At 45.7% G+C, this 10240-nt stretch carries 10 protein-coding genes and 2 pseudogenes; 2 read left to right on the plus strand and 10 right to left on the minus strand.

Features of this window, described 5'->3' with window-relative positions; all coding sequences use genetic code 11:
- Positions 1-134 precede the first annotated feature (134 nt).
- From KTR07_RS27010 to KTR07_RS27050, 8 genes and pseudogenes are all read right to left on the minus strand, one after another.
- Positions 135-2219: pseudogene (locus tag KTR07_RS27010) on the minus strand (TraG family conjugative transposon ATPase); the annotation flags it as partial.
- Entirely contained in the window at positions 2182-2532 is a 351-nt protein-coding gene (locus tag KTR07_RS27020) for a DUF4133 domain-containing protein (RefSeq protein ID WP_087306419.1), read from the minus strand. The gene KTR07_RS27020 and the pseudogene KTR07_RS27010, both read right to left, overlap by 38 nt.
- 11 nt (positions 2533-2543) lie before the next feature.
- Positions 2544-2810, minus strand: a complete 267-nt coding sequence (locus tag KTR07_RS27025) for a DUF4134 domain-containing protein (RefSeq protein WP_087306421.1) — start codon at positions 2808-2810, stop codon at positions 2544-2546.
- A 452-nt stretch (positions 2811-3262) separates the two neighbouring features.
- Entirely contained in the window at positions 3263-4015 is a 753-nt protein-coding gene (locus KTR07_RS27030) for a hypothetical protein (protein ID WP_087306422.1), read from the minus strand.
- 4 nt (positions 4016-4019) lie between these two features.
- Positions 4020-4433 (minus strand): DUF3408 domain-containing protein, encoded by a 414-nt coding sequence (locus KTR07_RS27035; protein WP_008643638.1) that lies wholly within the window; start codon positions 4431-4433, stop codon positions 4020-4022.
- Between the two features lie 11 nt (positions 4434-4444).
- Positions 4445-5224, minus strand: a complete 780-nt coding sequence (locus KTR07_RS27040; protein ID WP_032846780.1) for a ParA family protein — start codon at positions 5222-5224, stop codon at positions 4445-4447.
- Positions 5225-5494: 270 nt separating this feature from the next.
- Complete coding sequence (locus KTR07_RS27045) at positions 5495-5722, minus strand: hypothetical protein (protein ID WP_004309901.1); 228 nt, start codon at positions 5720-5722, stop codon at positions 5495-5497.
- Complete coding sequence (locus KTR07_RS27050; RefSeq protein ID WP_087306424.1) at positions 5719-6654, minus strand: amidoligase family protein; 936 nt, start codon at positions 6652-6654, stop codon at positions 5719-5721. Before KTR07_RS27050 ends, KTR07_RS27045 begins: the two co-directional genes overlap by 4 nt.
- Before the next feature lie 284 nt (positions 6655-6938).
- Here KTR07_RS27050 and yfcE point away from each other — a divergent pair, with 284 nt between their 5' ends.
- Together yfcE and KTR07_RS27060 are read left to right on the plus strand one after the other, a co-directional pair.
- On the plus strand, positions 6939-7478 hold the full coding sequence (gene yfcE, locus KTR07_RS27055) for a phosphodiesterase (protein ID WP_182423208.1): 540 nt from the start codon (positions 6939-6941) through the stop codon (positions 7476-7478).
- Positions 7479-8734: 1256 nt separating this feature from the next.
- Positions 8735-9673 (plus strand): site-specific integrase, encoded by a 939-nt coding sequence (locus tag KTR07_RS27060; protein ID WP_241150207.1) that lies wholly within the window; start codon positions 8735-8737, stop codon positions 9671-9673.
- Positions 9674-9967: 294 nt separating this feature from the next.
- On the opposite strand, the gene KTR07_RS28865 is transcribed toward KTR07_RS27060, so the two are convergent.
- Positions 9968-10027 carry a helix-turn-helix domain-containing protein gene (locus tag KTR07_RS28865; protein WP_369739617.1) on the minus strand — a complete coding sequence of 20 codons (60 nt, stop codon included), beginning with the start codon at positions 10025-10027 and terminating at the stop codon, positions 9968-9970.
- A 16-nt stretch (positions 10028-10043) separates the two neighbouring features.
- Positions 10044-10240: pseudogene (locus KTR07_RS27065) on the minus strand (response regulator); the annotation flags it as partial.

Consider the following 10240-nt stretch of genomic DNA (forward strand, 5'->3'; position numbering starts at 1 on the left):
GACTTATGACTTTTCCGACATGCTACACTCCCTGCTCGGTTAAGTTTTCCCGAAACAGATAAGTCGGCTGATGATAGGTCATTTTCAAAGAACACTTTCCTAATCTCTTGCCAAAGAGATATTTACGATGCAACCTTTACGGGCGCACATAAAAACTTTATATAGTCAGCCATGCCTTCACGTGCGATTGCCTTCCAAGCCTCTTCCACAACTATCATCTTCCGCACCCCATGCAAACGTCTCATTTTGTTTATGAAAGCCTCCATAATGATGACAGTGACTACCGGAAAAAGAATTTTATGCTCCTTAATTTCGTCAATTTCAAATACCACAAAACGCTTGTTCAAGAGGTCGAGCTGCTCGTCGGAGTTCAGCAGATAATCGTACTCTCCACCACGATAATAAGGAGCCAATACATTCAGAAAGTTAGTGAGGTCGAAATCCTTCTCGCGGTAATGCTTCTCCTCCAGTATTCCACGGAACTCTCCCTGTACGAACTCGTAGAAAGTATTAAAGGAAGGAACCAGTTCATTGTCCTCCTTTATCTTTTCAAGGAACAGGTTAACCGCCATTGAGAGGGCTACTTCCTCGGCACGGGTAATGACTTCCGTATCCCTTTTCCAGAGCGACATGATCAGCGTTTTAATGGACTCTTTCTTTTCCAGGTCAAAGACCTTGTCTTCGGTGAAAAATGGATTAAAAGCTATCGGATGTTTTTCACTATACGTATAATATATGCCATCCTCACCGTTTGTGCGCTGGTGAATCAGGTCACATAATCCTTTGTAACTGTTACCGATGTCGATCAATATAATGTGGGTATTCTGTTCCCAATACTGTCTCACAAGATGGTTCATGAAAAATGACTTGCCTGAACCGGAAGGACCGATGACCAGCTTGTTACGGTTGGTTGTAATACCACGACGCATCGGCTCGTCCGAAATATCCAGATGCAGGGGCTTCCCGTTTGTTCGGTCTGCCATCTTGATACCGAAAGGCGACAGGGAATCCGCATAGTTCGTCTCTTCCGTAAAGAAGCAGACCCCCTGTTCAACGAAAGTGAAAAAGGACTCCTCGGAAGGGAAATCGCCCTCGCCTCCCGGAATACCTGCCCAGTACAAGGCAGGTGCGTCAATGGTATTATAACGGGGCTTGCATCCCATCAGGGCTAGAGCAGAACCGGTATCGTTCTTTATCACCTTGAGCTTCTCCCGACTGTCCGACCATGCCATGACATTGCAATGGCAACGGATAGCGGTCAGTCCGAAGGAATGCGCTTCGTCCAGATATGCGTCAATCCACTGCTTGTTGAGCTGGTTGGCACGGCTGTATTTGGAAAGCGAATGCATGTTACGTGCCGTCTTCTCAAAGCGTTGCAGGATTTCTGTCGAATCATCGATGAACAGGAACTGGTTGTAGATATGGTCACAGGAGAGCATCAGCCCCACCGGAGCGGCAAAACTCAGACGGCAGTCACTGCGGTCGGTGGAATATTTCTCATACCGGGTATCCGTCTGGACGGAACCGGGAAGATCGTCCACATCGGAAAGCATATGTACGCAGAGGATATCATCCCCGATGCGCATCTCCGACGCGCTCATCTGTATATCCTTCAGGGTGGTCGTGTCCTGCTGTGATAGAGAAAAATACTTTTCAATCAATCCGGCCTGCTGTGGTGTGCCGACTATCTCATCGGTGGTCAACCGCTCCAGACGGATAAAGGTCGAGTCATTCAGGATGCGCTCGAACTGGTCGACACTCTCCAAAAACAGGCTGACCGTTTCTTTGTCTCGGACTTCCTTCGGAATGATATTCCCCCGGCAGAGGATGGAGAAATTGCTCTGGCTGCGGCTGCGTTCCTTGGTCGTCTTGGTGATAAACAGGTAAGAGAAATGATTTAGGAAAGGCCGTTCATTAAAATGAAGTTCGAAAGAACGGTCCAAAAAACTCATCCCGTCTTTCTGCGTGTCAGCCTTGTATTTTTCTTTCAGAAACCAGTCCTGGCGGTGTACTATCGTATAATTCGGCAGTACCTTGACTGCCTTTGTTCATGTGCCGTGCATGGATGCATAATCTGCGGAAGTGACCGTGAACAGCTCCGGAAGAAAGACCTTGAAGCCGATGGTCACGTCCGCGTCTTTGGAGAGAATGCACCCTTCCTCCACGGACAGGATCGGAAACTTACTTTCCAGCGTTGCGGCTTTTAATATATTTCTCATGAATGCGTTTTTTAAATAAGGAAGATATACGTTTGCGATTGATGATATAGGACGGGTGGTACTTGACTGCGGCCAGCTTCATCAGGCCGTTGGGACCATACTTCTTGTTCAGGTGGAACACCCCGAAGATCAGAGAGAAAGCGGAGAGGACACCGAAACCGATACAGAACCACCGGTCAATACCTATCATATAGAAGATGACGAACATCAGGAAAATGGCCAGCAAGCCCCCGACGAAGAAGTACAGGTATTGTGCCTGCAAGCCGTTGAATTCCACGTTGCGTCCGATTCCCTTGTTGATATTGTATTCCATAGCCTGCTATATTACAGGAAGAAGGAACGAAGGACTGTCGCCGCGACGATGAGGAAGACGCAGGCTCCAAACCAGCTCCCGGCGGTTTTACCTGTGTCAGGGTCGCCGCTGCTGAACTTCGAATATACCTTAATGGCACCTATCAGCCCCACAATAGCCCCTGCCGCATATATCAACTTGGTGGCGGGGTCAAAATAACCGGTAAGCATGGATGTTGCCTTTGTTATACCGGCACTTCCGTCCCCTTCGGCATAGGCACCCAGGGTGGAAACAGTTATTCATGCGATAAGCGCAACCGTCTTTTTAAAATGTCTTTTCATATGCAATCTGATTTTTTAGTGTGAATAAAAATCTTGTTTCAAACAATCCGCAGGAAGTTGCCCTCCTGCGGATTTGTCTCTTGCAACCACGATGTCTTTTTAGAATCAACCTGAGTCATAGTAGCCAATCATAGGTACCTTCGTTTTTAAGGGGTTAATCACTCTTTTAATGTTCGCTCCGGTAAAGGGAAAGGATCAACCGGAATCATAGAAGCCTCTCATATCTCTATATCTTCTTTTCTAACAGGTTATACACAACGTTTCAAGAACTCGTCCTGCCCGGATCAACCGGAGTCAAAGAAATCTTTCATGCTTTTTCGTCTTTTTAGGTTATACATTCTGTTTTAAAACTCGCTGCACCCGGATCAACCGGAATCATAATACTGTCTCATATTCCTTACTTGTTCTATTTATTCGGGCACATGCTCCCTAATATCAAATTCCCGGAGAATGTCGTCCCTATTCTTTCCTGTCAATAAATGGGGCTCGCCCTTATCCACATACAAGCGCATATAGCGTTTCAGTTTATCGCTGCTTCCCAGGACGCTCGCCTGCAGTACCCTTTCCATGTTTGTGCCTTCCAGCTTTTGGAAAGTCTGCCGGGCCTGTTCCTGTTCCGCTTCCGTAAGTTCGTCCGATGCCATTGCTTTCTCAATCATATCCATATCGTCAAAGGTGACACCGGTTGCCCGGTGGGGATTGCTCCGCTGTACGTATCCTGTAATCTCGTAGCGTTCGGGAATCTCCTCTTTTTCTTCACCGGAAGAAGGAGAGGCCTCCCGCATATAATCAATTTCAGGATAATTCAGTTTTTGAAAAGGAGCCGGGAATTCCGGGAATTTCGTATTCTTATCAAGGGGGTCGCGCACTCGGAGAACCGGCTCTGTTTCCTTTTCGGGAGTAAAGGTACCACTCTTTTCCATGCCCGGTTCAAGCTGTCCGTTATTGTCATCTATTGTCAGTGATTGTCGTATTTGGTATCGGCTTTTGCCTATTATTTCCGTCTCGGATGAGGAAGCTGCCGGATGGATGGCGACAGGCGTAGCCTGACGTTCCTTCCTGTCCTTTCTGCCTCTCCATGTGAAAATGCTGCCTGTATGCACATACTTTTCAATACTCAGGTAAGAGGCATAGATGAACAGGATAATAAAAAGGTATTCCATGTCCTTATGATTTTAGTGATTGGTAATACTTCTCCAGCACGGCATTTATCAATCCGCCGTTCTCTTCGAAATGATGTGCCAGCACCTGGTTTACAAAACCGGCTACGGTCACTTCGCCACGTCCTACCGCCCATACCAGGGACGAGATGCGGCGATGCAGGCCGGCATCGATATGCAATGATTTACGGGATTTGGTTCTGACCGTATTCAGGAAGGACGCCCTGTAAGCGTCGATTTCCCCGGTGGTAAAGACCGGAGCTTCGCTACTCCCGGCAATCTCCTCTACCGTATCCTCCGGCTTCGGGGATGCACTCGTTGCAGGGGAGTCCGGTCGTATCGTCCCTTTCCTGGCGACAATATCCAATATGGCCTTCTCGTCAATGCTCCGGGGGTCAAATCTCTTTTTTCCGCTGTCCATAATTCCCCTTATTATAAGGTATGGGTGGTATCCAGATGTGTTACGGCACATAACTCATCTATCAGTTCACAGAGGCCCGAACCTTTTATCTGGCGGTTGTCGGGAGGGAACAGTGTGGAACGGAAGATACTGTTCTTCAGGGAGCTCAGCTCCTTGTTATAGCGTTTGGTATCCGGTATTCGTGACTCCAGCAGGCGTAACTCCGCTTTTTGTATGACGCGATTCCAGGACTCGTAGCTTTCTGTCCGTTCACGCTTGTCGACCATGTTCCAGAAAAGATAGATGCCTTTCAGGTTACAGTTGTGCCTGGCAATCAGTTCTTCCTCCACCACCTCGGCAAACTGGAGGGAACTCTGCATGACGACATTATCTGCCTTTAGGGGGATGAAAATGTAATCTATTGCGGAAATGGTATGGACAACCCCTTCGCTGCGGAGGGTTCCCGGAAGGTCGAACAGTACGACATCAAAGACGGCATCCTGCTCTTCGATGTAGCGGTACAGGTCTTCTATAGCTTTCTCCGGATTGCTTTTGATTACTGGATAGGAACGTTTCCGGATTTGTTCATGCTGCCGGTAGAGGGCCACTTTGAGAAAATCACTTTCCTGCACGCTTTCTATGTCCCGGTCACGCATCCGGGAGATGCTGTGCTGGGGGGAGTCGCAATCCACGACACCCACCTTCAGACCTTTCTGGTAGTGAAGGATACTGGCCACCAGAACTGTGAAGGCAGACTTTCCGACTCCTCCTTTCTGGCTGGCAAAGGCAATTAATAACGGTTCTTTTTTCATACGCTTTCTTTATATAATCAGATAAAAATATAATGCTGTAAAACTGTAATGCTTATAATTGTATATCGTTCTACACTGCAAAAGAAAGGAATGCCGGGAAAAGATGAAATACCCTGTCACGGATAGTCATGGATAGTCATGGATAGTCATGGATAGTCAGGAATTGACAGGAGGAAATGCCGTCAGGCAGACAGGAAAGGTTGCAATGAAAAAAGAAAAATCCCTGCCTCATCTTTGAAGCAGGGACTAATAATAAAGGAGCGATACCGGTTACCGGACGTAACCGGCGGCTTGCAAGTCCGTCAGGAAATGTTCAGGGGTATCGGTGGCAACTGACACGCCATGCAGCTCCCCGTAACGCCGGGCAAAGTTCTCCATATACTCCTGATCCGTGCAATCATAGTCGAACCGGCTCCCCTCACGGAGCAGCCGGACGAACTCTTCCGGGCTGGCGGCGGTTATCTGACCGCCATCCAGCAAATGATAAGTCTGTATCATACCGCTAACTTTTTAGTTCTAAGTTTAAAAAATAATTTCTGTTTCCCGTCCAGGAAGGGTAACCCCTCCAGTGTCATCCGGCTGGGAAGGCTGGAGCTTTTCGCAAAGGTAATCAATCCGTTCAAGAACCGGATCCAATTCTCCATCTTTGTGAAATTAGTCGTACCGGAATGCTGGCGGAACTCAACGGTCCGGTGCCTGGAATAAGCCTCAAAATTGACCTTGTGGTACCGATCATTATTAAAGACCTCCCGCAGGCCGTCTATCGTCCTTACCGATTTGATTCTCTCGTCGGAAACACCGGAGAGGGTTTTGCAGTAGGTATTGTTCCGGCGTGTCCTTGGCATAAAGGCATCAATCAGGTGTTCGAGATGCTTGTAGGTCAAAGCCAGATTCTTCCAAGTGTCCAGATTGAAACCAGCCGCATCCATATGGACATGGAACCCGCAACTGTCATTCACTTTTGCATTACAGATGTCAAGCACCCAGCATACCGTTTCCAGCTCTTTCAGGCCATTCTCACCCACCAGTATCGGGCTGACCAGCTCGAAAGTATTATTTCCCTGCAGGCTGCTGTCCGTCACCAGCTTCCAATGATCCCTGGTCGTGTGATTATAACCCTCAACGGCAACATGGATGCCGGCCTCCCTCAATTCGCGTGCCAGTCTTTCCATATTACAGTTATAGGCTTCAATCTCAATACCGAACTTGTGGGTGAAGGTGTAATCCATCAGGGTGGTTGCTGCCCTGTTCAGCAAGACTCCACCTTCTCTTTCAAGCATTTTCTTCTCAACATTATATACAAAACCATAGTTGCCGCGTGTCACCAAATCGGCAATTTCCCTGCGCGTCAGGCCCAGATGGAGCAGCTGCTCAATCTTGCTCGTCTTGGTGGTACTCTGTTCTAAGATATTTCTAACTTGTTCGTTCATAGCTTTTTATCCTTTATTATTATACCACTAAGGTAGCATAATAAACCCACATATCATAGTATTAGAATCCTTATTGTCAGACTGTTAGCTTAGTTTAGCTAAGGCTAAATACCCTTATTTTATGTATCCGATTATAACATTGCAGCAATCTACAAGGACAGCAATACAGCAATCTACAGTTCAGGGAACCTGTCTTTTTTCTCATCGTTTCCCCAGTTAGGGAGATTAGATAATTATGCTTATTTTTGTGATGCGAAAACTTAACCTATAACGAATAGATTATGATGAAATACCTGATTGTGTCCGACATACATGGCTCGTTACCGGCACTGGAACAAGTGCTGGCATTTTATCGGGAGCAACAATGCGGAATGCTTTGTATTTTGGGAGATATCCTGAATTATGGTCCCCGGAACGGGATACCTCAAGGACTTGACCCGAAAGGGATCGCAGAACGTCTCAATGCGATGGCCGGTGAGATTGTCGCCATCCGTGGAAACTGTGATTCGGAGGTGGACCAGATGCTGCTGGACTTTCCCATCCTGTCCGATTACACCCTGTTGGTGGATAATGGAAAACGTTTCTTTCTCATCCACGGACATATCTACAATGAGGACAGACTGCCGAAGGGAAGGTTCGATTGTCTTTTTTATGGTCACACCCACCGGTGGAAACTTGAACGGACTGAGCATACAGCGGTCTGCAATACCGGCTCCATCACTTTCCCGAAGGACGGGAACATGCCAACATTCGCTATTTACTGTGACGGTACGGTATCCGTTCACCGGCTGGACGGCAGCAGGCTCAAGGAACTTTCTCTCTGATGGGGAATGTATAATAACAGCCTTTTATAATTGCTTATCCATTATACAAATATAGCAATATCCAAAACGCCAATTATTCAGTTGTCACTGTGTAATATTCCAAGAGACTACAGATATAATAGTATTCGGATTATCCGATTATCAAAATATTCAGTTTTCTAAATATTCAATTATCACGAAAAAGAAGCCATCTGATGTGTCGGATAATCGTAGAATGCTCTACTATTACAGGAAGCTACAGCCTATTCCGCCTCCGGAATATTGGTAAAAAACACCAACTTTCCTGGAGAAGCAGACCGAAATCGGGAGAGGTTGCCATCGGGAGGGAGGCACCAATCGGGGCAATCTACAGTTCTACTTAAAAACGTTGTCCCCGTAGAGGGGACAGCAAGTTGTGTTTTCGTTAAACGAAAACCATACGGTTTAACGGCGAAAGCCATTAAACCGTCAGTAATAAAGTTCCGAAGATCGCTTTTCAAATAATAATAAAGCTATTGATATATTTCACTTCTATCATCCGTGCTAGGTATTTATATCTCCAATAATATTTTCTTTAATTGATGCAGAACATCATTATACTTACACAGCGGATAGAGAACAAGAAAAGATACCATTTTATGGAAGATACAATATATGTATCTGAGGAATATTGATAAATGTTTATCCTTTAACAAATACAAGAACAATAACTCAAATAATAAATTCTGCGATATTCATACATTATAAAACATCTATTCATGTAAGATCCGAAATCTAAATTAAATAGTAAAATCCTTATATAGACAGTTAGTAATCACACAAATTCAAAACAACATTATCAAAGCAGAGCTTAGGTAAACTAATTTTCCAGAGCCTTTATTTATACTTTCCGCCTGATAATTCCTCCTCTTTGCATGTTTTTTCTAAGATTCGGTCTTCACACATTTCATTTTCCTTTCAGATATTTCCATAAAGTAAATTCCTTACTTTAAACCTTTAAAGCATTGTGATAAAATTGAAGTGGCATTATAACAAAAGAACATATTTTTACCAGAAACATTGCCCATTAGCCAATGTATTGAAATGAAGGGAAATTAAAAACAAATAAAATCTATATAAATATTAATTATCAATGTGTTATTAAGTAATGATGATTTCTGTTGTATTCTGTTGTATTCCTTAAAATCTTTATTATTCGCCGTTTTTGTTACCTAAAACGATACTTATATTCGGATTATTTGTCACCTTTGTATATGGATATAAATCATTGATATACAATGGGAAGGAAAAAGAAATCATTAATAGAGAAATCTCCGTTCAAGTTACGTCACCGTAAACTGGCGGACGGACGTTTATCCCTGTTTCTTGACCGTAGCGTAGACGGCGGGCATGAGTACGAGTTTCTGCAACTCTATCTCATGCCGGAAACATCTGCCAAAGCAAGGCGGCAAAATGCGCAGACACTTCGCAAGGCGGAAGATATTCAGCGAGAACGGACAGAAGCCCTGCTCAATGCGAAGGTGGAAACAGTACCGGAAAGCAAATCTTCCGATATGCTGCTGTCCGACTGGATGCCCATTGTCCGCAAGAACCACGAACACCGGGGAGCACGCGACCTGAACGGAATCGACAACGCCCGCAAGAACCTGCTGAAATTCCGTGCAGATGTCAGGCTCTGTGATGTGGACAGACAATTCTATCTTGATTATATCGACTGGCTTCGCTCTTCCTGCAAGACCGCATGGGGAAAACAGGTTACTCCCAAGACGGCTCATTCCTATTATACCACTTTGCGTACCGCTTTGAACGAGGCTGTGCGTGAGAGACTGATTGAATCAAATCCTTGGTACAAACTGGAGATGACCGAGAAAATCAAAGTTCCCGAAAGCAAACGGGATTTTCTGACCATCGAGGAGATAAAGAAAATGATAGCCACGCCATTCTTTAACGAGCAGGTACGGCGAGCATACCTGTTTTCCTGTTTTTGCGGACTTCGTATCAGTGACATACGGAAATTGCGTTGGCGTGACATCTCCACATCAGACGGGCAATGGCTCGTGTCTGTAGTAATGACAAAGACCACAAATCCCGTTTATATCCCCCTTTCGTCCCAAGCGGTAAAATGGTTGCCGAAACATAATGGCTGCACGCCGGATGATCTTGTCTTTGGAGGGCTGCCCAATGCAAGCAATCTCTGCATCAGTCTCAAGAACTGAGCTGATAAGTCAGGTGTAAAGAAGAACGTGACATTCCACACGAGGAAACACAATGTATTTGTTATCTAATTGAAATTTAGATGGTTACCATATTATTTTCATTTAATAGGTAACGATTTAGAAACGAGCGAGATTCAACGGTTTGTTCTATCTTGCATACATTCAAAGAACGATTATCGTAGTGCAAATATAAGATTTGCGGGTGAGAAAAGCAAGATTATAGCCTTTCTGTATCCTAAAAATCATCAGAAACAGGAGGCCTGTTTTCACGTCCCTCCCCTGTTTTCTCGTTGGTTATATGATTCCGTATTTGCGCAACTTTTCATACAGGGTGGTCCGGCTGATGTCCAGCATCCTGGCTGTCCTCGCCCGGTTGTATGGGCTTGCAGAGATAGTTCACGGCGTCCAGTTGCATGGCTTCCACAGCGTTCTCCACCTGTCCGTAGTTCGTCATGATCAGGAACGGGACGGCAAGGCATTTCTCATGCGTCCAGCGCAGCAGCTCCGTGCTGTTCCCGTCCGGCAGGCGCAGGTCGGCAAGGACGAGGTCGAACTCCTCCGAGGCGA

It is taken from the genome of Bacteroides sp. MSK.20.82 (assembly GCF_019052485.1).
Lineage (GTDB): Bacteria > Bacteroidota > Bacteroidia > Bacteroidales > Bacteroidaceae > Bacteroides > Bacteroides thetaiotaomicron.